The organism is Streptomyces sp. NPDC101118, assembly GCF_044759445.1.
Taxonomy (GTDB): domain Bacteria; phylum Actinomycetota; class Actinomycetes; order Streptomycetales; family Streptomycetaceae; genus Streptomyces.
In genome coordinates this window covers 66,621-90,730 of record NZ_JBIVZG010000010.1, presented here as the reverse complement: position 1 = coordinate 90,730, position 24,110 = coordinate 66,621, and the positions used below count along the sequence as shown (strand labels likewise).

Genomic DNA, 24,110 nt, shown 5'->3' with positions numbered 1-24,110 from the left:
GGGTGGTCTCCTTGCGGTCAAGGGGATGCGATGTGGGGATTCGCCCGTGATCCGGATCACAAGGTCGAGCTGCACCGGTCAAATTACGGGTGGGTAGCAAAACTGGGAAGTTACGCGTCGGTAAAATTACGCCGCCCGAGTGAGCCGGGTACGACGGCACCGGGACCGAACTTCGCCCGCACCCGGTCCACGACCGCCTCGATCCGCCGGGACTTCTCGTCGTCGGGGTCGAAGCTGAGCTGCCGGGCGGCGCGTTCGGCGGGCATCAGCCCCTCGGCCCGCAGCGACAGGGCGCGCACCCGGGCCCGCTGGAGGCCGAGGGACCCGTATACGGCGTAGGCGGCGGCGGTGAGCGCCGCGGAGTGGGCCGTGGGTTCGGCCAGGGCCTTGGTGCGGGTGAGCGTGGTGCGGTCGGCGCAGCGCACGGTGAGGGCGAGGGAGCGGCAGGCCTGGCCCTCGACGCGCAGCCGGGTGCCCAGTTCCTCGGTGAGGGAGAGCAGGGCGCGGCGGTGGCGTTCGGGGTCGATCTCGTCGCGGCCGAAAGGGCGTTCCGCCGCCAGGGAGCGGGCGGTGGCGCCGGGGACGACGGGGGTGCGGTCGATGCCGTGGGCGCGCTCGTGGAGTTCGCGGCCGGCCCTGGCGCCGAGGATGCGCTGGAGGGCGGGGAGCGGGGCGGCGGCGATCCGGCCGACGGTGTCGAGCCCGTACGCGCCCAGGGTGCGGGCGGTGGCGGTGCCGACGCCGTCGAGGGCGACGGCGGGCTTGCGGGCCAGGAACTCCCGTACGGCGGCGGGCTCGTCGGGGACGAGCAGGGTCCGGCCGGGGCGGGCCTCGCGGGCGGCCATCCGGGCCAGCATGGGGCTGGGGGCGGCGCCGATGGAGCTGTCCACGCCGTGCAGGGCGAGGGCGCGGACCCGGATGACCGCCGCCAGCCGTGCGGTGTCACAGGTGAAATAGCGCAGTGCGCCGCGGACGTCGGCGAGGGCGCCGTCCGGGGGCAGCGCCTGCACCACCGGGGTGAGCCCGGAGAGCAGGTCGAGCAGGCCGGCGTGGGTGTCGGCGGGCAGGGGCGCGCCGTCGAGCCGCCGGAACCGGACACAGAGCACCGTCGCACCGGTCCCGTACGGGGCGTCGTCGGCTGCGGGGTGGAACGCAGTGGCCGGGCGGGGTGCCGGGCCGGCGGTGCCGTGTGCCGGGCGGGGTGTCGCACCTGGGGCTGCGGGGCGGCTCGCGGTGCCGGTTGCCGGGCCGGTGCCGGGCGCCCGGCGGCGGGCCGTGGGGGCCTGGGTGGTGCTCTGGGGTGTCATCCCGCGCTCCCCGGGCTGGAGTGCCAGAGCTTGCGGCCGGTGGCCGGGCCCGAGCCGGGGGGCTGGAGGTCGGCCCACGGGTTCAGTTCGTAGCCGGTGGACAGGTGGATGCGGCGGCCGTTGTCGGCGCCGTGGCGGCCGTCGGCACCGGGGCGGCTGCCGGGGGCGGGTGCCGCCCCGTCGCCCGCCGCCCCGTCGCCCGCCGCCCCGTGGCCGTCGCCGTCGCCCGCCGCCCCGTCGCCGCCGGCCGGCCCGTCGCCGGAAGCGTCGGGGTCCCCGGGACCGCCGGACGCGCCGGCGGCGGGTTCGGCGAGGCGGGCCGCGACCGCGTCCAGGCCGCCCTCGCGCCGGAGTTCGGCCAGCTCCGCGAGGTTCCAGGCGGCCTCGCCGACCACGCTGAGGCTCTGCGGCCCCCGGCGCTGTACCACGCCGCGGACCAGCAGCAGCCAGGAGTGGAAGACGGTGTGCGCGCACCGCTCGTGGCTGTCGTCGAAGAAGGCGAGGTCGACCAGGCCGGTCCCGTCGTCGAGGGTGGTGAAGATGACCCGCCGGCCGGAGCGGATGGGCGGGGTCTGGGTGGCCGCCTTGGCTCCCGCGACCAGCACGGTCCTGCCGTGTTCGGCCTCGCGCAGCCGCCGGGCGGGGACGGCGCCGAGTTCGGCGAGGAAGGCGTGGTGGTCGTCCATCAGGTGGCGGGAGGCGTCCATGCCGAGGACGCCGAGCTCGGCGCTGAGGCGTTCGGCCTCGTTGAGGTCCGGCAGGCCCACGGGCGCGGTCCGGCGGCCGCCGTCCAGCGGGAGTTGACCGCCGTGCGCGGCAAGTCCCCTGCGGGAGCGGTGGAGTTCGGACAGGTGCAGCAGCAGGTCCCGGCGGTTGGCTCCGAAGGAGTCCAACGCGCCGACCTGCGCGAGGCGTTCGGCGACGGGGCGGCCGGGGTGGGCGCGGTCCCAGAAGTCGAGCAGGGAGGCGTAGGGCTGGCCCTCCTCGATCCGGGCGGCCTCGGCCTCGCTGATGCCGTGGACGTCGCCGAGGGCGAGGCGGAGGCCCCACCGCTCCGGCTTACCGGACACCAGTTCGATTCGATGGGCCACGGCGGAGCGGTTCACGTCCAGGGGCAGTACGGGCACCCCGCGCCGCCGCGCGTCCGCGAGCAGCAGCCGCTTGGGGTACATGCCCGGGTCGTGGGTGAGCAGGCCGGCGTAGAAGGCGGCGGGGTGGTGGGCCTTGAGCCAGGCGGACTGGTACGTCGGGACGGCGAAGGCCACCGCGTGGGCCTTGCAGAAGCCGTAGCTGCCGAAGGCCTCGACGATCTCCCAGGTGCGGGCGACGACCTCCGGCGCGTAGCCCTTCTCCTCCGCGCAGCGGGCGAACCAGACCTTGATGCGGCCCTGCGACTCGGGGTCGGAGAGGCCCCGGCGCACGCGGTCGGCCTCGTCCCGGCCGCAGCCCGTCATGATGTCGACGATCCGGATGATCTGCTCGTGGAAGACCACGACCCCGTAGGTCTCGCGCAGCGGTTCCTCCAGGTCGGGGTGCGGGTAGCGGACGGGGGCGCGGCCGTGCCGGGCCTCGATGAAGGGCCGGACCATGTCGGCGGCGACCGGGCCGGGGCGGAACAGCGAGATGTCGACGACGAGGTCGTGGAAGGTGGCGGGCTGGAGCCGGCCGACCAGGTCGCGCTGGCCGGGGGACTCGATCTGGAAGCAGCCGAGGGTCTCGGCGGAGCGGATCAGCCGGTACGTCGCCTCGTCGCCCGGGGGCAGCTGTGCGGGGTCGTCGAGGTCGACCTCCTCCCCCGTGGCGCGGCGGATCTCCGCGACGGCGTGGGCCATCGCGGACTGCATGCGGACGCCGAGGACGTCGAGTTTGAGCAGCCCGAGGTCCTCGACGTCGTCCTTGTCGAACTGGGACATCGGGATCGGTGCGCTGCCGAGGCCGGGGCCGAGGGGGACCTCGCCGCTGGTGGGGACGACGGGGGTGCGGGCGAGCAGGGTGGAGTCGGACAGCAGCACGCCGCAGGGGTGCATGGCGATCCCGCGCGGGAGCGCGTCGAGGGCCTCGACGAGTTCCCACAGCCGGCCGTACCGCTCCCCGTCGACCTGCCGGAGTTCGGGGAGTTCGGCCAGGGCGGCGCGGGCGTCGCGGGCGCGGATGTGGGGGAAGGCCTTGGCGAGCCGGTCGGTCTCGGCGGGGTCCATGGACAGGGCGGCGCCCACGTCGCGGATGGCGTGCCGGACCCGGTAGGTCTCGGGCATGGCGACGGCGGCGACGCGTTCGGGGCCGAACCGGTCGAGGATGGCCCGGTAGACCTCCAGGCGGCGGGCGGATTCGACGTCGATGTCGATGTCGGGCAGCACGGGGCGGCGTTTGGACAGGAAGCGCTCCATGAGCAGGTCCTGTTCCACCGGGTCGGCGTGCGCGATGCCGAGCAGGTGGTTGACGAGGGAGCCGGCTCCGGAGCCGCGGGCGGCCACCCGGATGCCCATGTCCCGTACGTCGTCCACGACCTGAGCGACGGTCAGGAAGTAGCTGGCGAAGTCGTGGTGGGCGATGATGTCCAGCTCGTGGTGCATCCGGTCCCAGTACGCGCGCCGGCCGGCGTAGCCGCGGAGCACCATGCCGGCGGCGCAGCGGGAGGCGAGCACCCGCTGGGCGGTGCGGCGGCCGGCGCCGACCAGGCCCGGTTCGGGGAAGTGCACGGAGCCCATGCCCAGGTCGTCCTCGGGGTCGACGGCGCAGGCCTCGGCGGTGTGCCGGGTCTCGGCCAGCAGCCGGTGCGCGCCGTCGCGGCGCAGGCCGGCCGCCTCGGCGACGCGTTCGGCGGCGGCGGCCATGGCGCGGGGGTCCTTGAGCCAGCGTTCGCCGCCGTCCAGGCCCTTGCGGGGGTCGACGGGCACGAGGCGGCGGGCGGCGTCGAGGACGTCGGCGACGGGGCCCTGGCCGGGGTCGGCGTACCGGACGGCGTTGCTGAGGACGGCGCGTACGCCCTGCTCGGCGGCAAAGCCGACGGTACGGGCGGCCAGGCGGAGGGAGCCGGGGCCGGTGCCCGGCACGCCGTGGTGGACGGCCTCCAGGCGCAGGGCGTCGCCGTAGACCTCCCGCCAGGGGGCGAGCAGGCGGGCGGCGCGGTCGGGGCGGCCGGCGGCGAGGGCGCGGCCGACCTCGGAGTCGGGGCCGAGCAGGACGAAGACGCCCTCGGCGTGGTTGTGGGGCCAGGGCAGGCGGGGCGGGGCGGTGGTGCCGGGGGTGCGGGCGTGGGCGGCGGTGACCAGGCGGCACAGGTCGGCCCAGCCGGCGGCGCCGTCGCGGGCCAGAAAGACGGCGCGGGGGGCGGACTCGTCGACGAAGGCGCCGCCCTTGACCGGGGTGCGGCGGCGCTGGGTGGTGTGCGGGGTGACATGTGACACTGCGGTGTCACCGGTGACGGGGGCCGAGTCGACGGCCAGGCCGGTGCCGAACAGCGGCCGGATCCCGGCCGCGGCGCAGGCCTTGGCGAACCGGACCGCGCCCGCGAGGGTGTCGCGGTCGGTGAGGGCGAGGGCGTCCATGTCCCGCTCGGCGGCACGCTCCGCCAGCCGTTCCGGGTGCGAGGCTCCGTACCGCGCGGAGAACCCGGAAACGGTGTGCAGATGCGTAAAACCGGGCACCCGCGCCTCCTGCTTCCCTCGATGACCGCCTCCCCCTCTTCCACCATAGACCAGTTTCGAACGTACGTACGACACAAACGTTCGACCAGGAAGGCGGGCGTCCGGTCATCCGTTCGGACCTCTCCTGCTGTCGCCGCACCGGGCCTGCCCCGAGCGTGGACGGTATGACTCAGCGCACCTCAGACGCCCCGGCGGGGTCGCCCCCCGGTTTTCTCGCCGAAGTGAAGGACGCCGTCACCACCCGGGCCGCGCTGCTGGTCATCGGGGTGCTGGCGCTCCAGCTCGCCTTCATCGCCTCGTACATCGGCGCCTTCCACCAGCCCAAGCCGCACGAGATCAAGCTCGCCGTGGTCACCCCGGCGGCCCAGATCACCGACCAGGCCGTCCAGCGGCTCGACGCCCTCCCGGGCGACCCGCTCGACGCCAGTGCCGTCGAAAACGAGGCCACCGCCGTCGAACAGATCAAGGACCGGGAGGTCGACGGGGCCCTGCTCATCGACCCCCGCGGCAACACCGACCGGCTGCTGGTGGCCAGCGGCGCCGGCGCCTCCCTCTCCCAGGCGCTCCAGGAGGTCGTGCAGGCGGTCGAGGCGGCCCAGCGGCGGAACCTGGTGACCGTCGACGTGGCCCCCGCCGCGAAGGGCGACGCCCGCGGCCTGTCCTCCTTCTACCTGGTCGTCGGCTGGTGCGTGGGCGGCTACCTGTGTGCGGCGATCCTCGCCATCAGCGCCGGGGCCCGCCCCGCGAACTCGGCCCGCGCCCTGATCCGGCTCGGCGCGCTGCTGCTGTACGCGGTGGTGGCCGGCCTGCTGGGCGCGGTGATCGCCGGACCGGTGCTGGACGCCCTGCCCGGCAGCCTCATGGCCCTGTGGGGGCTGGGCACGCTGCTGGTCTTCGCGGTCGGCGCGCTGACGCTGGCGCTCCAGGGCCTGGCCGGCGTCATCGGCATCGGTCTGGCGATCCTGATCGTGGTGGTGCTGGGCAACCCCAGCGCGGGCGGCGCCTACCCGTGGCCGCTGCTGCCGCCGTTCTGGCGGGCGATCGGGCCGTGGTTCCCGCCGGGCGCGGGCACGTACGCGGCGCGCTCGGTCGCGTACTTCAAGGGCAACGACATGACCTTCTCGATGCTGGTGCTGGCCGGCTGGGCGGTCCTGGGCGCTGCGGTGACCATGGCCTGCGCGCTCCTCCGCAAGGGCGGCGGCCAGGGCCCGGCCGGGGGCACGGCGCCCGGGGACACGACGCCCGGGACCACGACGCCCCGGGCCACGGCGCCCGGAGGCACCGCCCCCGGTGACACCGCGGCGCCGGGCGGCCGCCCGTGACGACGAACGTCCTGCGGCACCGGCAGGGGCCCGCCGAGCAGTCGATCTCCGTCAAGCGGATGGAGCCGACCGCGCAGGCCCAGCTGGGTCCGCTGGGCCTGACCGGGTTCATCGTGGTGACGGTCATCGCCACCGGCATCGACGCGGGGGTCTTCCCCGAGAAGCTCGCCCACTCGGTGCTGCCGGTGGTGGGCTTCTTCGTCGGCGGGCTGGCGCAGCTGCTGGCCGGGCTGTTCCAGGCGCAGCGCGGTGACACCTGGCACGCCACGGTGTTCGGCGGGTTCGGCACCTTCTGGATGGCCAAGGCGGCGCTGCTCCAGTGGGTGCTGCCGGCCACCGACCCGGCGCTGCGCGGGGACGTGTCGGGGCTGTTCGCCCTGCCGTGGGTGTTCGTGGTGTTCGTGCTGTGGCTGGGGAGCTGGCGGATCCACCTGGCCCTGCTGGCGACCTTCACCTGCGTCCTGGTGGTCTTCGTCGGCATGACCGTCCACGGCTTCACCGGCGACGTGGTCTGGAACAGGATCGCGGGCTGGTCCGGACTGCTGGCCGCGCTCGGGGCGACGTACCTGCTGGCGGGCCAGATCCTCGCCAGCACCTGGGGCCGCCCGGTGCTGCCGATGGGCCGCTTCCTCGCCCCGGAGGAGTCACCCGAGGCGTGATCACCACCCTGGCGGTGGAGAACTACCGCTCGCTGCGCCGGCTGGTCGTCCCCCTGGGCCGGCTGACCGTGGTCACCGGCGCCAACGGCACCGGCAAGTCCAGCCTCTACCGGGCCCTGCGGCTGCTGGCCGACTCCGCCCGCGGCGGTGCGGTCGCGGCGCTGGCCCGGGAGGGCGGGCTGCCGTCCACGCTGTGGGCCGGTCCCGAGACCTCCCCCGGTGCGCTGCGGCGCGGGGACCGGCCGGTGCAGGGGACGGTGCGGAGCGGGCCGGTGAGCCTGCGGCTGGGCTTCGCCGGGGACGAGTTCGGGTACGCCGTGGACTTCGGGCACCCGGTGCCCGTACCGGACTCCCGGTTCGGTCTCGACCCGGAGATCAAGCGGGAGTGCACCTGGGCGGGGCCGGTGCTGCGGCCGGCGGCGCTGCTGTCGGACCGTGCGGGGCCGGCGGTGCGGACGCGGACGGCGGACGGGGGCTGGCACCGGACGCAGAACGCGCTGCGGCCGTACGACTCGATGCTCAGCGAACTGGCGGACCCGCAGCTGGCTCCGGACCTGCTGGCGCTGCGCGAGCGGATCAGGTCCTGGCGGTTCTACGACCACGTGCGGACGGACGCGGAGGCGCCGGCCAGGACCCCGCGGATCGGGACGCGCACGCCGGTGCTGAGCGCCGACGGGTCGGACCTGCCGGCGGCGCTGCAGACGATCCGGGAGGTCGGCGACCACGACGCGCTGGACGGGGCGGTGGACGCGGGTTTCCCCGGCAGCCGGGTGGAGGTCGCGAGCCGGGGCGGGCTGTTCGAGCTGGAGCTGCACCAGTACGGGCTGTTGCGGCCGCTCGGGGCGGCGGAGCTGTCCGACGGGACGCTGCGCTACCTGCTGTGGGTGGCGGCGCTGCTGACGCCCCGGCCGCCGGCGCTGATGGTGCTCAACGAGCCGGAGACCAGCCTGCACCCGGATCTGCTGGGGCCGCTGGCCGATCTGGTGCTGACGGCGGCGCGGGAGACGCAGACGGTGGTGGTCACGCACTCCCGGGCGCTGGTCGGCGCGCTGGAGGAGGGGGCGCGGCGGGACCGGGTGGACCTGCACACGGTGGAGCTGGTGAAGGAGCTGGGGCAGACGCTGGTGGCGGGGCGGGAGGGGCCGCTGGACGAGCCGCTCTGGTACTGGCCCAAGAGGTGAGGGCGGGAAACGGCGGGACGGGAACGCGGGGCGGGAACGCGGGACGGGAACGCGGGACGGGAAACGGCGGGGCGGGGCCCGCCCGGCGGTTCGCCGGGCGGGCCCTCGCGCTGCTGCTGTCCGTCACCGGTCCTCGGCGGCTCCTTCCGTCGTGCCGTAGTAGGCCTGGCGCATGAGCCGCTGCATGTCGTCGATCATCGGCATCCGCGGGTTGGCGGGGGCGCACTGGTCGGCGTAGGCGTTCAGGGCCTGCTGCGGGAGGGCTTCGACGAAGGCCTGCTCGTCGACGCCCGCCTCGGCGAAGGAGGCCGGGATGCCGCAGCGGCGGCGGAGGTCCTCGACGGCCGAGGCGTAGGACTCCACGCCCTGTTCGGGGGTGTCGGCCGGGAGGCCGAGCATGCGGGCGATCTCCTGGAAGCGTTCCGGTGCCCGGTAGACCTCGGCCTTGGGCCAGGGGGTGGCCTTGTGGGAGACGGTGCCGTTGTGGCGGATGACGTGGGGCAGGAGGAGGGCGTTGGTGCGGCCGTGAGCGATGTGGAAGGTGTTGCCGAGGGTGTGTGCCATGGCGTGGACGAGGCCGAGGAAGGCGTTGGCGAAGGCCATGCCGGCGACGGTCGAGGCGTTGTGCATCTTCTCGCGGGCCTCGGGGTCGCGGGGTCCGTCGGTGACGCACCGTTCCAGGTTCTCGAAGATCAGCTTGATGGCCTGGAGGCAGAGGCCGTCGGTGTAGTCGTTGGAGTACGCGGAGACGTAGGCCTCGGTGGCGTGGGTGAGGGCGTCGAAGCCGGAGTCGGCGGTGACGGTGGGCGGGAGGTTCATCGGGAGCACCGGGTCGACGATGGCGACGTCGGGGGTGAGCGCGTAGTCGGCGAGGGGGTACTTCTGGGCGGCGGCGGGGTCGGAGATGACGGCGAAGGGGGTGACCTCGGAGCCGGTGCCGGAGGTGGTGGGGATGGCGACGAGCTTCGCCTTCTCGCCGGGCTTGGGGAAGGTGTAGGCGCGCTTGCGGATGTCGAAGAACTTCTCCTTGGTGTCGGCGAATTCGACCTCGGGGCGCTCGTACATCAGCCACATGATCTTCGCGGCGTCCATCGGGGAGCCGCCGCCGAGGGCGATGACGGTGTCGGGGCGGAACTCGCGCATGAGGGCGGCGCCGGCCTGGACGGTGGACAGTTCGGGGTTGGGCTCGACGCCGTCGATGACCTGGACGGCCACGGCGCCCGGGCGGGCCTGGAGGATGTCGGTGACCTTCTGGACGAAGCCGAGGTCGACCATGGTCCGGTCGGTGACGATGGAGACGCGGCTGATGCCGTCCATCTCGGCGAGGTAGCGGATGGAGTTGCGCTCGAAGTAGATCTTCGGGGGCACCTTGAACCACTGCATGTTGTTGTTGCGCCGTCCGATCCGCTTGATGTTGACGAGGTTGACCGCGGTGACGTTGTCCGACACCGAGTTGTGTCCGTAGCTGCCGCAGCCGAGGGTGAGGGAGGGCAGGAAGGCGTTGTAGACGTCGCCGATGCCGCCGAAGGTGGAGGGTGAGTTGGCGATGACGCGGACGGCCTTGACCTTGCGGCCGAACTCCTCGACGAGGTCCTCGTCCTCGGCGTGGATGGCGGCGCTGTGGCCGAGGCCGTGGAACTCGACCATCCGGGCGGCGAGTTCGAGTCCGTGCTCGGTGCTGTCGGCCTTGAGGGCGGCGAGGACCGGGGAGAGCTTCTCGCGGGTCAGCGGTTCGCCCTCGCCGGCCTCGGCGCATTCGGCGAGGAGGATCGAGGTGCCGTCGGGGACGGTGAAGCCGGCCTGTTCGGCGATCCAGCGGGCGGACTTGCCGACCACGGCGGCGTTGAGCCTGGCGCCGGAGCAGTCCGCGGCGAAGGCGGTGGTGCCGAAGACGTACTCCTCCAGCTTGGTCTTCTCGGCGGCGGTGACGATGTGGGCGCCGAGCCGCCGGAACTCGGCCAGGCCCTGTTCGTAGACCTCGGCGTCGAGGATGACGGCCTGCTCGGAGGCGCAGATCATGCCGTTGTCGAAGGCCTTGGACAGGACGATGTCGTGGACGGCGCGCTGGAGCTTGGCGGTCTTGTGCACGTAGGCGGGGACGTTGCCGGCGCCGACGCCGAGGGCGGGCTTCCCGCAGGAGTAGGCGGCCTTGACCATCGCGTTGCCGCCGGTGGCGAGGATGGTGGAGACGCCCGGGTGGTTCATGAGGGCGCCGGTGGCCTCCATGGAGGGCTGTGTGACCCACTGGACGCAGTGCTCGGGGGCGCCGGCGGCGATCGCGGCGTCGCGCACGATGCGGGCGGCCTCGGCCGAGCAGTTCTGTGCGGAGGGGTGGAAGGCGAAGATGACGGGGTTGCGGGTCTTGAGGGCGATCAGTGCCTTGAAGACCGTGGTCGAGGTCGGGTTGGTGACCGGGGTCATCGCGCAGACCACGCCGACGGGTTCGGCGATCTCGGTGATGCCGTTGAGTTCGTCGCGGCGGATGACGCCGGCGGTCTTCAGGCCGCGCATCGAGTTGACGACGTGTTCGCAGGCGAAGAGGTTCTTGACGGCCTTGTCCTCGAAGAGGCCGCGGCCGGTCTCCTCGACGGCGAGCCGGGCGAGTTCGCCGTGGGCGGCCAGGGCGGCGAGTGACGCCTTCTTGACGATGTGGTCGACCTGCTCCTGGGTGAACGTCTCGAACCGGCCGAGCGCGGTGAGCGCGTCCTGGACCAGTCCGTCCACCATCTCGTTGGCCTGCATGCCGGTCTCCTTCATTGCGACCCGTTTTCCCGACGTCTCAATTCGACACCCGCAATCGGCGGCGGGGATGCCGAAAAAGCCCCGTTCCGGGGGTCCGAAAGTCCTTTACGATCACCGGCAGGGCGCCAAGATGCCCGGTTGACCTGCGCATATGCCAGAGGACCAAAGACCCCTGTGAGCTTGTGAAAACTTTCACAAGAATTTCGGGCAAGTGCGCTCTTTCGTGCGCCCTCCACCCCGGCGACAATCATCGGTGGCAGTGGGAGCGGTCTACCGCGAGGGAGGCGAGGCGTGCGCAACCGGGTGCGCGCCGCGGACGGGCGGCATCTGTTGGTCGAACGACTGGGAGACCCCCGCGGCAAGCCGGTCTTCCTCCTCCACGGCATGCCGGGCAGCCGGCTGGGCCCGGCCCCCCGGGGCATGGTCCTGTACCAGCGCCGCATGCAGCTCATCGCGTACGACCGCCCCGGGTACGGCGGCTCCGACCGCCATCCCGGCCGCACCGTCGCCGATGTGGCCCAGGACGTGGCCGCGATCGCCGACGCCCTCGGCATCGAGCGGTTCGCCGTCGCGGGCCGCTCCGGCGGCTCCCCGCACGCCCTCGCCTGCGCAGCGCTGCTGCCGGACCGGGTCACCCGGGCCGCGGCCCTCGTCGGCCTCGCCCCCTGGGACGCGGACGGGCTGGACTGGTTCGACGGCATGACCGCGCACAACGTGCGCGAGTACACCACCGCGACCGTCGATCCGGAGGAGCTGGCGGCCCGGCTGATCCCCCGCGCCGACGGCATCCGCAAGGACCCCAAGCGGCTGCTGGACGAGCTCCGCCAGGAACTCACCGACCACGACAAGATGATCGTCGCCGACGCCGGACTGCGCCTGATGCTGGAGGCCAACTACCGCGAGGGACTGCGCACCTCCGCCTACGGCTGGATCGACGACCTGCTCGCGCTGTCCAGCCCCTGGGGGTTCGACCCGGCCGACATCCGCTGCCCGGTGCTGCTCTGGCACGGCGAGCAGGACGTGTTCTCGCCCGTGGGCCACTCCCGCTGGCTGGCCCGCCGGATCCCCGGCGCCACCACCACCATCGAGCCGGCGGCGGCCCACTTCGCCGCCTTCCGTGCCCTCCCCCAGATCCTGACCTGGCTGCTGCGGGACCCGGAGGTGCCGCCGGAGTGACGGGCCGGGGCCGCGCCGCCGTGTCACACCGCAATGTCACGTGCGACGTCACACGGCGGCGCCGGCCCCGCCCCGCCCCCGCCGGGCGGGACCGGCCCGGCCACCCGCCTCACACCGCCAGCGGCTCCAGGTCCCGGTGCACCCGCCGCGCCTCGCGCGCGTACCGGGTCAGGGCGTGGTCCTCCCCCAGCTGCCGCGTGAGGTCCAGCACCGTCTCGGCCCGCAGCCGCGCGGCCTCCTCCTTCCGCCCGACCATGTCGAGGGTGACCGACATGTTCGAGGCGGCGCTCAGCGTGTCCGGGTGGTCGGGGCCGAGGGCCGACCGCAGCCGCCCGAGCGCCGCCCCCTCCAGCTCCAGCGCCCGCTCCGGGTCACCGAGGTCGGCGTACGCGTTCGCCAGGTTCAGCGTGGCGCACACGGTGTGCGGGTGGTCGTCGCCCAGGACCTCCCGCATCAGGCCGATGGCCTCCCGCAGCATCTCCCGCGCGGTCTCCGGCGCCCCGGACCCCCAGTGGAAGATCGCGAGGTTGTTGATGGCGGCCAGGGTGTACGGGTGCCGGGCGCCGGGCACCTGCACGTACTCGTCCACCACCTCCTGCGCGATGTCCCGCGCCCCCGCCGCGTCGCCGGTCGCGAACAGGTCGGCCGCGTAGTTCAGGTCGCAGGCCAGCAGGTCCGGGTTGACCGAGGTGTACTTGGCCTTGTAGCGGCCCCGGGTGGCCTTGGTCAGCCGCAGCGCGTCCTCCAGCTGTCCGGCGCGGCGCAGCGAGACCGCCAGGTTCTTGCCGGCCGACAGGGTGCCGGGGAAGGCCCGGCCGAGCCCCTCCTTGTAGATCTCGTACGTGCGGCTGAGGAGTTGCACGGACTCGTCGTACCGGCCGACCTCGCGCAGGTCGCGGGCGAGGTTCTGGGCGGAGGAGAGGGTGTAGGGGTGCTCGGGGCCCAGGACCTCCTGGCGGAGCTTGTAGACCTCCTCGTCGATGTTGTACGCGTCCTTGTAGCGGCCGATCATGCGCAGGTTCAGGGCGCGGTTGTTGGCGGCGGCCAGGGTGCGCGGGTGCGCCTCGTGGAAGATCTGGCTGAACCCGTCGTGCGCGGCGGTGGCCAGTTCCATGGCCTTGCCGTACTGGCCGAGGGCTCCGAGGTCCATGGCCAGGCCGCTGGTGGTCATGTAGGTGTGCGGGTGGGAGGCGCCGAGGGCGGCGGCCTGCCGTTCCAGGGTGACCTCGTCGAGCTCCTTGGCCTCCACGAACCGTCCTTGCGAGCGCAGGATGTTGGAGAGGTGGAAGCGCAGGTAGAGGTACTGGAGGTCGGTGTCGCCGAGCTGTGCCTTCCAGGCCTCGCGGAGTTCGGTGGCGAGCTGGAAGGCGGCCTTGAAGTCGCCGCGCTTCCACAGGTAGCGGACGCGGTCGATGAGCAGCCGGCGGGTCTCGGGCTCCTTGCAGTAGCGGGCCTCGGAGGGGGCCAGGTGGGGCCAGATGGTGGCGAAGCGGGGCCAGGTGCCGGGGTTGTCGATGGGTTCGTCGTCGTCGGGGCGGGCGCCGGCGAGGATGCGGTGGACGGCGTGCCGGGCCTCGCGCTGTTCCTCCTCGCTCAGCTGGGCGCGGATGACGGCCTGGACCAGGCGGTGGACCTGGATGCTGTTGCTGACCTGGTCGACCTTGGCGAGGGCGAAGCGGCCGATCTCGCGGATGACGCGGCCGAGGACGAGCTTCTCCTGGAGCGAGGCGTCGTAGGGCTTGAGGGCGTCGATCATCTCCTTGCTGTAGAGGAGGTTGGCGCTGATCGGTTCGGGGGCGAAGAAGGCGCACAGCTGGAGGAGCCGGACGGCGGCCGGTGAGCGGCTCTGGAGGCGCTCTATGGAGACGTTCCAGGTGGCGGCGACGGGTTCGGGGTAGCCGGCGGGCTGGTTGAGGGCGAGGACGCGGGCGGCCTGCTGGGCGAGCTGTTCGAGGTAGGCGGAGACGGGGGTGGCGGTCTCCGCGATCCAGGCGCCGGCCTGTTCGACGGCCAGGGGGAGGTCGCCGACTGCGGTGGCGACCTGGTCGGCGTCGTCGAGGGTGAGGCCCGGGGCGCGGCGCTGGAGGTGTTCGACGGACTCCTCGCGGAGGAACACGTCGACCGGGAGCGCGTCGCCGTACTGGGACCAGCTCTGGTTGCGGGAGGTGACGAGGATGTGGCCGGGGCCGCCGGGCGGGAAGAAGCGCTTGAGGTTCTCGGGGTCGTCGGCGTTGTCGAAGACGAGCAGCCAGCGGGAGGTGGGCACGCCGCGCCGGAGGAGGTCGATGGCCTCCTGGGAGGCGGCGGCCATGTCCTCGCCGGTCTGGGCGCCGAGCCGGACGGCGAGTTCGGCGAGGCCGGCGACGACGTCGTCGGTCTGTTCGGAGGAGATCCACCAGACCAGGTCGTAGTCGGCCATGAAGCGGTGTACGTATTCCAGCGCGACCTGTGTCTTGCCGACGCCGCCGAGTCCGTAGAGGGTCTGCGGCTGGGGCAGCACCACGGATATGCCGCCGCCGAGCTGGTCCCGCATGCGCTCCAGGACGACGCTGCGGCCGGTGAAGCCGGGGTTGCGGGGCGGGGCGTTCCAGATCTTGGGGACGGTGCCGGGGAAGCGGGGCCCGGGGGTGGAGTTCTCGGGAAGTGCGACGGGGCGTTCGAGGCCGCGCAGCAGGGCGGTGGTGGCGTGGGCCTCGTCGAGCCGGAAGAGGTCGACGGGGTTGCGGTCGAGGTGGGGGGCGTTCATGCGTACGTCGCCCACGCGCAGCGGTATGAGGCCGCGGCGGCCGCCGGTGGCGTCCTCGGCGGCGGCGCGTTCCCAGACCTCCATGGCGCGGGCGGACTTGAGGTAGGCGCTGGAGAGGAGGACGACGGTGCGGGCGGGGTTGTCGGTGCCGAAGCCGGCGCCGAGGGTGTCGCCGGCGGTCTCGGCGGAGACGTCCTTGGGGACGACGCGGAACCCGGCGCGGGTGAGGACGGATTCGATCCAGTCGGCCCACATGCGGTTCTCGGCGACGTAACTGAGGAAGAGGTCGGCGGGCTGGGCGGGGCGGCGGCGGGTGAAGGCGTCGCGGATGCGGAGCCTGACCTCTTCGCCGACGGGCGGCATGGAGGTGATCTCTCCGCCGGTGACGACGGCGGTGAGGCGTTCGAAGGCGGAGAGGAGGGAGTTGGTGAGGCCGGCCTCGTCGCCGAAGGTGGCGAGGGTCTCCTCATAGGCGTAGTAGGGCCGGTAGGGGATTTCGACGGCGCCCCAGTAGGCGGTGGCCTCGTCGCCGACGAGGCCGGAGGGAAAGCGGTCGAACTTCAGCCGGGCCAGGGCGCGTCCGGCGTCGGCCTTCTCCTTCTCGCCCTCGTCGATGCGCATGGGGACGGGGTAGATCCTGATGCCGCGGTCGGGGTAGCGCTCGTCGATCTGGCGGGCGACGGAGGCAGCGCCGTCGATGGACTGGTCGGAGAGGGTGAAGCAGTCGACGAGGACGTCGGGGAGGTGGACGGTGCAGATGTCGGCGATGTCGCTGAGGCCGGTGCGGCTGTCGATGAGGACGTAGTCGTAGTTCTCCTTCATGTCCGCGCGGAGCGCGTCGAAGAAGTGGCCGCCGCCGAGCCGGTCGTAGAAGTTGTCCCAGTCGAAGGTGGAGACGGTGGCGGAGTACTCGCGGTTCTGGCGGCCGGCGGAGACGAAGTCGAGGGTGCCTCCGTCGGGGAACTCCCAGCCGAGGTTCTCGGGGGTGAGGGAGACGGCGTGCTGCTGGATGCGGGCGTAGTCGCGGTGCCAGTCGTCGGAGCGCTGGACGGGGCTGGTCGCGGCCCAGGCGTATTCGGTGATCAGGTCGATGACGCCGGTGGTGGCGCCGAGGGTGGAGGGGTCGAGGAAGGGGTGGAAGAAGCGGTGCAGGCCGGGGGCTTCGAGGTCCCAGTCGAGGGCGAGGACGCGCTTGCCGTTGGCGGCGAGGATCCAGGCGGTGTTGGCCAGGGCCATGGTGCGGCCGGTGCCGCCCTTGTACGAGTAGAAGGTGACGATGCGTCCGTCACGACTGGCCGTCATCCGTGTCCTCCGCATCGGTGTGGTGTGCCTGTGCCCGGTCGTCTGCGGGGTGGTGGTCCCCGTCGGTGGCGGCTCCGTCCCGGGGGCCTGTGGTGCCCGGGGGGAGGTGGTCGGGTGGGAAGGGCGCGGGGGGTGGGAGGGGCGGGCCGCCGGATATGCCCATGGGGCCGAGGAGGCGGGGGCGTTCGGTGTGGCCGCCGCCCGCGGGGGGATAGACCTGGGCGTGTCTGAGGAACTGCTGCGCGGCGGCCTCGACCACCTGCGGCAGGATCTGCCCGAGGGTTTCCATGTTGGTCACGCCGTTCGCGGCGGCCCGGCAGGCGGCGCGTCCCTGGCTCATCTTGACCGGCATGGTGTCCTCTAGCCGATGGACCAACTCGCTCTCCTTCGCGCGGCTCTGGGGGTCGAGCCGGTTCCACGGCACGACCACGCTCACCCAGGGGCGGGGGTCCTGGTCGAAGGCGGCGAGGCGCTGCCTGCGCTGTTCGTCGGCCACCGCCCAGCGGTCGACGATCAGGATCTCCGGCCGGGTGGGGGGCTGTTTGCTGTCGAAGTGCCCGGCCTCCTCGTCGAAGGAGGCCATGGTGGTGCGGTAGTTGAGCGATCGTACGAGGTCTTCGGCGACGTAGGCGACGGGGCGACGGGCGTCGGGGTGGTAGGGGTTCCAGTCGAGTGCGGAGTCGCCGTAGTAGGAGTGGCTGCGGCCTTCGGGGAGGTCGTGGCGGGTGGCGGCGGCGACGGTGACCTGCATGGTGCGGGCGGTGTTGCCGGGGTTGCCGGGGTTGCCGAAGGCGCTGGGGACGAGCCGGTAGTCGACGGGGCGGCTGGACTGGAGGCGTACGGTCTCGGCCACCCGGACGATGCGTTTGGCGAGTTCGTAGACGGCGCGTTCGTACTGTTCGGCGTAGCTGCGGAGTTTGATGAGGCCGTAGAGGCCGTCGGTGACGTAGCGGTCGCCGAAGGTGTTGTGGTTGAACTGGAGGCGTTCGGCGGGTCCGGGGAGCTGGTCGGGGGGTACGGGGACCCAGAGGGCGGGGACGATGGCCTCGGTGGGTTCGTTGCTGAGGGCGCCGTGGCGGATGGCGCGCTGGGCGAAGGCGTACCACTCCTTGCCGCACATCTCGCTGGCGAAATAGCGGGGGGAGAAGAGCGGTACGAAGACCAGGCAGGAGGCGAGTGCGGCGCCGAGCCGCTCCGACCAGCCCTCTCCGGCGCGCATCTCGCGGTCCATGAATCCGGCGGGGGATCCCGCGGGCAGGTCCGTCAGGGCCATGACGTGGCCGCAGAGGTCGCGGAAGAGCCGCTCGACCCACATGTCCGGGTCGGGTCCCCCGGCCCCGTACCGCGGTGTGTGTGCGTAACTGAGAAAGAAGTACGGCTGCGCTGCTGAAGGCACACGACCCCCGTCCCGTGATGACCACTCACATCGAATGGAAACGATTCCCTTCGGCGTTCAGTCAATCAACGCCTATTTTCGGTCATCCAGGCAAGGGCGTGGTCCACCGCGTCGGTGATCGAGAAAAGCACCGCGGCCGCCCCTCCCAGTCGCCCCCTGCGGACCGCGGATTCGGGAAGGCTGTTGCCGATCTCCGCGAAATCCCCGTCGTCGAGCGCGACATCCTCGTACCCGATCCACCGGGACTTACCCCGGAGGCCCACGACGCAGCGGTACTCACGGACGGGAGGCTTCGGAATTCGGTATTCCGCGAGATGGAATGCCGTGCACGCCGAGAATCCCACATTGATCATGAGTACCTGTGCCCCCGTCCAGAACAGCGTTCCCAGGGGTGACTCCTCCCCCAGGTGGCATTCCGTACGGTGCCCGGCGCACAGCATTCCCGCGTCGCGCCCGAGCGCGGCGAACGAGGTCTGCGGGTGGGCGCTGCGGTGCGCGCCGGGGGCGGTCCGCACGGACTCGGCCAGCCGGCCCATTCCCTCGCTGGGGGTGGTCAGCGGGTCGAAGGGCGGCATGGCCGCGCGGAACGCGTCGGCCTCGGCCCCGGTCATCCCGGCGGTACGGGCGAGGTGCACGCTGGAGGAGGCCGAGTTGCCGGGGGTGAAGGCGGGGACGACGAGGGTGCCGTCCTCCCCCAGGGCGCCGGTCAGGGCGTCCCGGACCTCCTCGGCCCGCAGGCCGGTGCCGCGCAGCGAGGCGTGCACCAGCAGCCGGCCGCCCGGCCCGACCCCTAAGCTCCGCAGGTCCTCCCGCAGGTCCGGTGCGCTCACGCCCGCGCCCCCTCCGCCGTGCGCCGGCCGGTCACGCGCCGGCGCCCTTCAGTTCGTCGTGCATCTCGGCGGCCAGGGCCTTGCCGGTAGCGGTGAGTTCGGCGGCGGCGGACAGCCGGTCGAGGGCCTGCTCGACCCGGTCGCCGGGCACGCCGTACCCGGGCGGCAGCGGTCCTTCGGCCCGCCGGTACGCCTCCACCGCCACGCCCTCGTACACATCGGCCAGCAGCCGGGACACCGGCACCGGCTGTTCCCGCCAGGGCGAGGGGTGCAGCCACTCGCCGTCCAGCGCGTACAGGTCTGCCACCTCGGTCAGGGCCCGCAGCCGGGCCCGGCGCCGGCCGGTGAGCAGCGCGAGGGCGGTCTCGCGCACCCCGCCGGTGTAGGGCACGCCGAGCGCGCCGGGGCCGTGCCGGCCGGCCTCGCCGCGGCCCGCCCGGGGGCCGCCGGCGAGCGGGGTCAGGGTGGTCAGGCCGGCTCGCGCCTGCCGGGCCAGGGCCGGCACCGTGCGGTGCAGCAGGGCCCAGGCGGCGGACAGCCGGCGCCCCCACTCGGCGGCCTCGCCGGCGCCCAGCCGGAGCCGCGGCGGGCGGGGGAAGCAGTTGCGGTACGGGTCGAGGTCGTCCAGCGCGGTGTCCTCCCAGACCCGTACGGGGTGCCAGCGGGCGTCGGAGGTGCCGGGCCCGAAGCGGTGCTCGCGGCGGCCGTCCCGTACGAGGTGTCCCCGACCGTCGGTGCGGAGCACCGCCCGGCCGCGCGTGCCGGGCTCGCCGATCCGCAGCAGGCCGAGGGTGGGCAGGTACACCTCGCCGTCCCGGTACGGCACGGGCGCGGGCAGGGCGAGGCCGCCGCGCAGCACGGCGGCGGCGGCCAGCGCGGCGAGCCGCCGGGCGGCCTCGGCGCCCTCGGGACGGCCCTGCCGTACGGCGTCCAGCGCGCCGAGCAGCCAGGTGCGGGTGTAGGGGTGGTCCAGTACGGGCTGCAGCGCGTCCCCGGCCTCCTCGACGGCGCCCAGCAGCTCCCAGGAGCGGTCCCAGTCCGCTCCCCCGGCGCTGGCCAGGTCGCGGTGCAGGCGGGCGAGCAGCACCCGGGTCAGGTCCTGCTGGGCGGTGTCCAGTTCGGCGGGCTCGCGCAGCGCGGGGGCGGTGGTGGTGCCGGCGGTGCGGCCCTCGACGCCCTCGACCAGTTCCCTGAGGTCGGCGCAGTAGACGGAGGGGTTCTTGAAGCCGGTGCCGGGCCGGTAGCGGTGGGTGTAGAGGCCGCCGCCGCACGAGCGTACGACGGGGCAGGCGCGGCATTCGCGGCTGACCCCGGCCAGGCCGAGCTGGCGGGCGCGGACGCCGGGGTGGGCGGCGACCTCGTCGAGGCTGTGGGCGAAGACGTCGAAGCCGGTGGCGGCGGCGCCCTCGTAGGCGCTCTTCAGGGAGTCGACCTGCTCCAGGGTGCCGTCGGTCTCGACGACGACCAGGTCGGTGGGGGCGAGGCCGAGGGACTCGGTGAGGCTGGGCCCGCCGCGCAGGGTGCTGAGCAGGGAGGAGAAGAGCCGGACCGGGACCGGGCGGCCGGCGGCGTCCCAGTGGTCGAAGACGCGGAGCAGCCAGCGGGCGTAGGCGTCGGGGGCGCCGTCGGGGCGGGGCGGCGGGGTCTCCCAGGTGGCGTGCGGGAGCAGGAAGTCGATGCGGGGCGGTTCGAGGGCGGTGAGCGCGTCCAGGACGGCGACGGGGTCGTTCTCGATGTCCACCGTGCAGAGCAGGCCCTGGTAGAGGTGGCGGTAGGGGGCCGACCTGAGGAGTTCGAGGGCCTTGAGGACCAGGGGGTGGCTGGTGCGGCCGTCGGCGAAGCGGCGGTGCCGGTCGTTGGCGGCCCGGTCGCCGTCGAGGGAGACGCCCACCTTGACGTCGTACTCGGCGAAGAGGTCGAGGTAACGGGGGCTGAGCTGGAGGCCGTTGGTGTGGATGCGGAGGTCGAGGTCCGCAATGCCGTCGAGGGCGCGGCCGAATTCCTCGCACACGGTGCGGAGCCGGGCGGGGCCCGCCAAGAGCGGCTCCCCCCCGTGAAGGATCACGGTGACGGAGGGGAGCGCATGGTCCCGGGCGTGTTCCGCGAGCCGGGCGGCGGTCCGGGAAACGACCTCTTCCGAGATCACTTTGGGCCGGGCCCGCCAGCTCTGATCTGCGTGTTCGTAGACGTAGCAGTGATCACAGGCAAGATCGCATCTGCTGTGAACCTTGAGGACGATCTCGCGAAATGCGATCAGGCCGGTCATTCCACCAGCATAGAGCGCTTACTCGAGTGCTAGAGCGCCGAGTTGAAGATCGGAGTCTGTACCGGGCGACCGGATTCCGAGGGAAGTACACGACTGAGGGCGGCCGCCGCAGCGGTGCTGCGCACGTCGATGTCGGCCAGGGGAACGCGACGGTTCTTGCCGGCGCTGGTCGAGGAGGTAACAGAGGTCTTCACGGCCGTCCTTAGTTGGGGGCCCTCCCGGCGATGACTGGAGAGGGCATGGAAATGACAACAGCGACGCGCTAGTGTCGGTGTGGACTTTACTCTTCTGCGCACTATTGGCAACCGAGACATGAGGCCAGGTCAAGCGTTCTATCGAAAGAGTGAGCACCAGAACAGCAGACTGGGGGCGGGCTGTGATGGATTATCGCGGATCTCTGAACAGCATGACTTTTCGGAACGAGGACCTTCCGGCGCTTTTCCACCATGCCGACGGCGCCGCGGTCGCCCGCCAGCGGGAGTCCACGCAGGCCACGCGCGCGCAGCTGCTGCTGCTCGTGCTCGCCGCCGCGGCGGCCGCGCTGCCGGGGCCCCGTCTGGGCTCCGTTCAACTGCCGGCGCTCGGAGCCCTGTTGGGGTACGCGGGGGTGCTGGCCATCGGGGTGCGGGCCACCCGTCGCCGGGCCCGGCCGCAGTGGCAGCTCAACCGGTCGGCGGCGGAGTTCATCAAGTCGCTTGCGTGGCGGTACGCCGTTCACGGTGCGCCCTTCGGAGCGGCGGGAGCGGATGACGAGGAGCTGTACCGTACCCGCCTCGAGTCAGGCCTGGACGAGCTGAAGAAGATGGGGTGGAGCGATCCGCGGCAGACCGGCGAGGTTCCGCAGGGCCTCGAAATCACCGGTGGCATGCAGCAGTTACGGGGCCGGGTCTACGGCGTGCGGCGCGAGACGTACGTGCGCGACCGGCTGATCGAACAGCGCAACTGGTACCGCCGCAAGACCGACGTGTCGCGCCGGGCGACCGCGCTGTGGTCCTGGACGATCGTCCTCCTCACCCTGCTGGGCCTGGTGTTCGCCCTGTTCAGGACCTTCGGGGCGGGGCCGGCTGGCGGCCTGTCGGGGCTGCTGAGCGCGGCCGCCGCGGCGGCCATCGCGTGGAACGAGATGCGCCGGCACCACCCGCTGATCGAGGCGCACACCCTCATCGAGCAGGACCTGGGGGCGATGATGGTGGTGATGCAGACGACGATCACCGAGGACCAGTGGCCCTCCGCCGTCTACGAGACGGAGCGCTACGTCTCACCCCAGCACACCGACTGGCTGGCACGGCACAGCAGTTGACGTAGCGCCGGATACGGCGCTCAGTCCCGCTCGACCCCGTCGCACCAGATGACCGTGACCGGTTTCCCGAGCCCCCGCGCGTAGGCGACGATGTCGCCGGTGCCGCCGCGTCCGCGCGCGGGGAGGCCGTCCCAGACGGCGACGAGCCGGTCGCAGGCGTCGGCGATGAAGGTGCCGGCCGCGTAGTAGGCGTCGTCCGTCGAATGGGCGTAGTCCATCCGGACCTCCTGGGTGGCCCGCCCCTTGAGCCGTCTGTACCGGGCGAGCGCCTCGGGGTCGGCGAAGGTCTTCTCGTAGTCCCCGCTGGGGATGACCACCGTCAGGTCCGCCCCGCATTCCAGGGCGATGTCCGCGAAGATCTGGTCCGCGCCCTCGGCGAGGCTGGAGAGGGCCTCCATCGGGCCGTCGTGGCCGTCGAGCAGGTCCCTCAGCCCGTCCGTGACGTGGGCGAGCACCTCGCCCGGAATGCTGCGGTGCCCGGTCACGCCGATGCGCTTCATGCCCCCAAGTCCCCCCGTCGTTGCGGAAATACCCCGGCGAATCGCCGGATGCCGGACGCCCCTGGACATCCTCCCAGAAGGCGGGGGAACGTCCAGGGGCGCGAACGGGGGCGCGTGGATCAGAGGCGCCGAACCGCGGCCGGACCGGGGACCGGGGGTCAGGGGATCAGTAGACGCTCACCCCGTAGGCGCTGAGCGCCTCGGTCACCGGCTGGAAGAAGGTCGTACCGCCGGAGGAGCAGTTGCCGCTGCCGCCGGAGGTGAGGCCGACCGCGCGGGTGCCCGAGTACAGCGGGCCGCCGCTGTCGCCGGGCTCGGCGCACACGTTGGTGCGGATCATGCCGTAGACCACGTCGCCGCCGCCGTAGTTGACCGTGGCGTTGAGGCCGGTGACGGAGCCGCTGTGGGTCCCGGTGGTGGAGCCGCGGCGGGTGACGGACATGCCGACGGTCGCGTTGACCGCGCTGGTGATGTCCTGGCTGCCGACGGTGCCGGGGTGGGCGAGGGACGTGTTGTCGTAGCGGACGATGCCGTAGTCGTTGACGGGGAAGCTGGACCCGACGGTGGGTCCGATGCTGGTGGTGCGCGCGGAGTTGGTGTACCAGGTGCCGGCCCCGTCGGTGCAGTGGCCCGCGGTCAGGAGGTAGTAGGTGCCGGAGGAGCTGCGGACGTTGAAGCCCAGGGAGCAGCGCCAGCTGCTGGCGTAGATGGCGTCGCCGCCGGAGATCAGCTTGCTGAAGCGGCCCGGGGTGCGCTCGACGCGGATGGCTCCCGCGTCCGCGCCGGCCTCGCGCTTGATCCGTGCGATGTCGGCCCCGCTGACCCGGGAGTCGGCGACCAGGACGAGGGTCCCGGTGGCGGGGTCGGTGTGCCAGGCGGTGCCCGCGACGTCGGCGCGCAGGACCGACGCTCCGGCGGCGGCGAGCCGGGCGGGTGAGTAGCCGCCGGCGGGCTGGTCCGCGCCGGCCGCGGTGGGCGCGGCCAGGGTGACGCAGGCGGCGATTCCGGCCGCGAGGGCGGTCAGCCGGGTGGGGGTGATGCGCTTGATCCTCACTTCTCGTTCCTCCCAGGGGGGATCGGGGGTCCGCTGCTGTGGGGTTCGGCGGGCCCGGTGAGGCGCAGTCGGGGAGCGGGCCGGGGGGATTCCGTGCGGGTGCCCGCCGCGGACTCCGTCCGACGGGGGCGCCCATTTTGGCCGTGTCCCTGACAAGCGCTGCTCGGGAGTGTGGTGGTGGCGGCATCCGGCCGCAAGGGCGGCTTTCGGCCGCCCGGAGCCGTCCGCGGACCGGCGGGCCGGGCCTGCGGGCGGCGCGCCGCCGGGGTCAGGGGGCCAGCCGGCGCTCCCCCGCCCCGACGGCGAAGGGGAGGGTGTCGGCGGCGGAGGGGATGCCGCGGAGGGAGGCCCGGCCGGCGGGCCGGGCGCCGAGGAGGAGGGACCGGGCCCCCGCGGCCCGCCCCGGGGGAACGGCCGGAATTCGACCTTCCGGGTAGCCGGCGGGCGTACGGGTTCCGGTCAGGACGGTGCGGCCGCGCGCCGCGGGCGGGCTCCCGGCACCGTGGGACCGGGCTCCTGATGCGTCATCAGTCATGCCGGTCAGATTTCCACATGACCCGCACACGGCATCCCGGCCTACGCCGTCCGGCCCTCTCCCCCTTTTTGGGCTCGTTCGCCTCCGGGCGCCGTAATGCCGGGGTGGGGGGTGGGGCAGGCCCGCTCGTTCCTCGCGGGCCTGCCC

General features: G+C 73.1%; 16 protein-coding genes. 5 read left to right on the top strand and 11 right to left on the bottom strand.

All coding sequences use genetic code 11. The features are described from left to right. Nucleotides 1-110: 110 nt before the first annotated feature. Nucleotides 111-1,307 (bottom strand): DNA polymerase thumb domain-containing protein, encoded by a 1,197-nt coding sequence (locus ACIQUQ_RS18120; RefSeq protein ID WP_403976769.1) that lies wholly within the window; start codon nucleotides 1,305-1,307, stop codon nucleotides 111-113. Then, nucleotides 1,304-4,954 carry a DNA polymerase III subunit alpha gene (locus ACIQUQ_RS18115; protein ID WP_403976767.1) on the bottom strand — a complete coding sequence of 1,217 codons (3,651 nt, stop codon included), beginning with the start codon at nucleotides 4,952-4,954 and terminating at the stop codon, nucleotides 1,304-1,306. The genes ACIQUQ_RS18120 and ACIQUQ_RS18115 overlap by 4 nt, the downstream gene beginning before the upstream one ends. Nucleotides 4,955-5,118: 164 nt before the next feature. On the opposite strand from ACIQUQ_RS18115, the gene ACIQUQ_RS18110 reads away from it, so the two are divergent. From ACIQUQ_RS18110 to ACIQUQ_RS18100, 3 genes are read left to right on the top strand one after another with little or no spacing between them, the layout of a single operon-like run. After that, nucleotides 5,119-6,276 (top strand): DUF3533 domain-containing protein, encoded by a 1,158-nt coding sequence (locus ACIQUQ_RS18110; RefSeq protein WP_403976765.1) that lies wholly within the window; start codon nucleotides 5,119-5,121, stop codon nucleotides 6,274-6,276. Then, entirely contained in the window at nucleotides 6,273-6,935 is a 663-nt protein-coding gene (locus tag ACIQUQ_RS18105) for an acetate uptake transporter (protein ID WP_403976763.1), read from the top strand. The genes ACIQUQ_RS18110 and ACIQUQ_RS18105 overlap by 4 nt, the downstream gene beginning before the upstream one ends. Then, nucleotides 6,932-8,116, top strand: coding sequence for an AAA family ATPase (locus ACIQUQ_RS18100; protein ID WP_403976761.1), 1,185 nt, complete (start codon nucleotides 6,932-6,934; stop codon nucleotides 8,114-8,116). The genes ACIQUQ_RS18105 and ACIQUQ_RS18100 overlap by 4 nt, the downstream gene beginning before the upstream one ends. A 123-nt stretch (nucleotides 8,117-8,239) precedes the next feature. Here the strand turns inward: ACIQUQ_RS18100 and adhE are convergent, their stop codons facing one another. Beyond that, complete coding sequence (gene adhE, locus ACIQUQ_RS18095; RefSeq protein WP_403976759.1) at nucleotides 8,240-10,858, bottom strand: bifunctional acetaldehyde-CoA/alcohol dehydrogenase; 2,619 nt, start codon at nucleotides 10,856-10,858, stop codon at nucleotides 8,240-8,242. A gap of 291 nt (nucleotides 10,859-11,149) precedes the next feature. Here adhE and ACIQUQ_RS18090 point away from each other — a divergent pair, with 291 nt between their 5' ends. Further along, nucleotides 11,150-12,034, top strand: coding sequence for an alpha/beta fold hydrolase (locus ACIQUQ_RS18090; RefSeq protein WP_403666195.1), 885 nt, complete (start codon nucleotides 11,150-11,152; stop codon nucleotides 12,032-12,034). Nucleotides 12,035-12,143: 109 nt separating this feature from the next. Here the strand turns inward: ACIQUQ_RS18090 and fxsT are convergent, their stop codons facing one another. The 5 genes from fxsT to fxsA are packed head-to-tail and all read right to left on the bottom strand — an operon-like array spanning nucleotide 12,144 to nucleotide 20,888. After that, a complete protein-coding gene (gene fxsT / locus ACIQUQ_RS18085) occupies nucleotides 12,144-16,082 on the bottom strand; it encodes an FxSxx-COOH system tetratricopeptide repeat protein (protein ID WP_403976757.1) in 3,939 nt (1,312 codons plus the stop codon). Continuing rightward, a complete protein-coding gene (locus ACIQUQ_RS18080) occupies nucleotides 16,066-17,514 on the bottom strand; it encodes a TIR-like protein FxsC (protein ID WP_403977024.1) in 1,449 nt (482 codons plus the stop codon). The genes fxsT and ACIQUQ_RS18080 overlap by 17 nt, the downstream gene beginning before the upstream one ends. Nucleotides 17,515-17,543: 29 nt before the next feature. After that, the gene (locus ACIQUQ_RS18075; protein WP_403976755.1) at nucleotides 17,544-18,308 is read right to left on the bottom strand and encodes an aminoglycoside N(3)-acetyltransferase; all 765 of its coding nucleotides are present in this window, start codon (nucleotides 18,306-18,308) and stop codon (nucleotides 17,544-17,546) included. Nucleotides 18,309-18,339: 31 nt separating this feature from the next. Further along, complete coding sequence (fxsBH, locus tag ACIQUQ_RS18070) at nucleotides 18,340-20,574, bottom strand: radical SAM/SPASM protein FxsBH, inactivated beta-hydroxylase extension form (protein WP_403976753.1); 2,235 nt, start codon at nucleotides 20,572-20,574, stop codon at nucleotides 18,340-18,342. 29 nt (nucleotides 20,575-20,603) lie between these two features. Next, a complete protein-coding gene (gene fxsA, locus ACIQUQ_RS18065) occupies nucleotides 20,604-20,888 on the bottom strand; it encodes an FxSxx-COOH cyclophane-containing RiPP peptide (RefSeq protein ID WP_403976751.1) in 285 nt (94 codons plus the stop codon). 92 nt (nucleotides 20,889-20,980) lie between these two features. Here fxsA and ACIQUQ_RS18060 point away from each other — a divergent pair, with 92 nt between their 5' ends. Next, the gene (locus ACIQUQ_RS18060; RefSeq protein WP_403976749.1) at nucleotides 20,981-21,874 is read left to right on the top strand and encodes a DUF4231 domain-containing protein; all 894 of its coding nucleotides are present in this window, start codon (nucleotides 20,981-20,983) and stop codon (nucleotides 21,872-21,874) included. Between the two features lie 20 nt (nucleotides 21,875-21,894). Here ACIQUQ_RS18060 and ACIQUQ_RS18055 read toward each other — a convergent pair whose 3' ends face one another. From ACIQUQ_RS18055 to ACIQUQ_RS18045, 3 genes are all read right to left on the bottom strand, one after another. Continuing rightward, nucleotides 21,895-22,374: a hypothetical protein gene (locus ACIQUQ_RS18055; protein WP_403976747.1), complete on the bottom strand. Its 480-nt coding sequence runs from the start codon at nucleotides 22,372-22,374 to the stop codon at nucleotides 21,895-21,897. Nucleotides 22,375-22,540: 166 nt separating this feature from the next. Next, nucleotides 22,541-23,428: a S1 family peptidase gene (locus tag ACIQUQ_RS18050; protein WP_399955021.1), complete on the bottom strand. Its 888-nt coding sequence runs from the start codon at nucleotides 23,426-23,428 to the stop codon at nucleotides 22,541-22,543. 268 nt (nucleotides 23,429-23,696) lie between these two features. Further along, the gene (locus ACIQUQ_RS18045; protein WP_403976745.1) at nucleotides 23,697-23,963 is read right to left on the bottom strand and encodes a hypothetical protein; all 267 of its coding nucleotides are present in this window, start codon (nucleotides 23,961-23,963) and stop codon (nucleotides 23,697-23,699) included. Nucleotides 23,964-24,110 lie beyond the last annotated feature (147 nt).

What these genes read in the sequence shown, in the direction of transcription:
- fxsBH (WP_403976753.1), bottom strand. Translation starts at nt 20,574, where the DNA reads ATGACCGGCCTGATCGCATTTCGCGAGATCGTCCTCAAGGTTCACAGC.
- ACIQUQ_RS18060 (WP_403976749.1), top strand. Translation starts at nt 20,981, where the DNA reads ATGACTTTTCGGAACGAGGACCTTCCGGCGCTTTTCCACCATGCCGAC.
- ACIQUQ_RS18110 (WP_403976765.1), top strand. Translation starts at nt 5,119, where the DNA reads ATGACTCAGCGCACCTCAGACGCCCCGGCGGGGTCGCCCCCCGGTTTT.
- adhE (WP_403976759.1), bottom strand. Translation starts at nt 10,858, where the DNA reads ATGCAGGCCAACGAGATGGTGGACGGACTGGTCCAGGACGCGCTCACC.
- fxsT (WP_403976757.1), bottom strand. Translation starts at nt 16,082, where the DNA reads ATGACGGCCAGTCGTGACGGACGCATCGTCACCTTCTACTCGTACAAG.
- fxsA (WP_403976751.1), bottom strand. Translation starts at nt 20,888, where the DNA reads ATGTCTCGGTTGCCAATAGTGCGCAGAAGAGTAAAGTCCACACCGACA.
- ACIQUQ_RS18055 (WP_403976747.1), bottom strand. Translation starts at nt 22,374, where the DNA reads ATGAAGCGCATCGGCGTGACCGGGCACCGCAGCATTCCGGGCGAGGTG.
- ACIQUQ_RS18120 (WP_403976769.1), bottom strand. Translation starts at nt 1,307, where the DNA reads ATGACACCCCAGAGCACCACCCAGGCCCCCACGGCCCGCCGCCGGGCG.
- ACIQUQ_RS18045 (WP_403976745.1), bottom strand. Translation starts at nt 23,963, where the DNA reads ATGACTGATGACGCATCAGGAGCCCGGTCCCACGGTGCCGGGAGCCCG.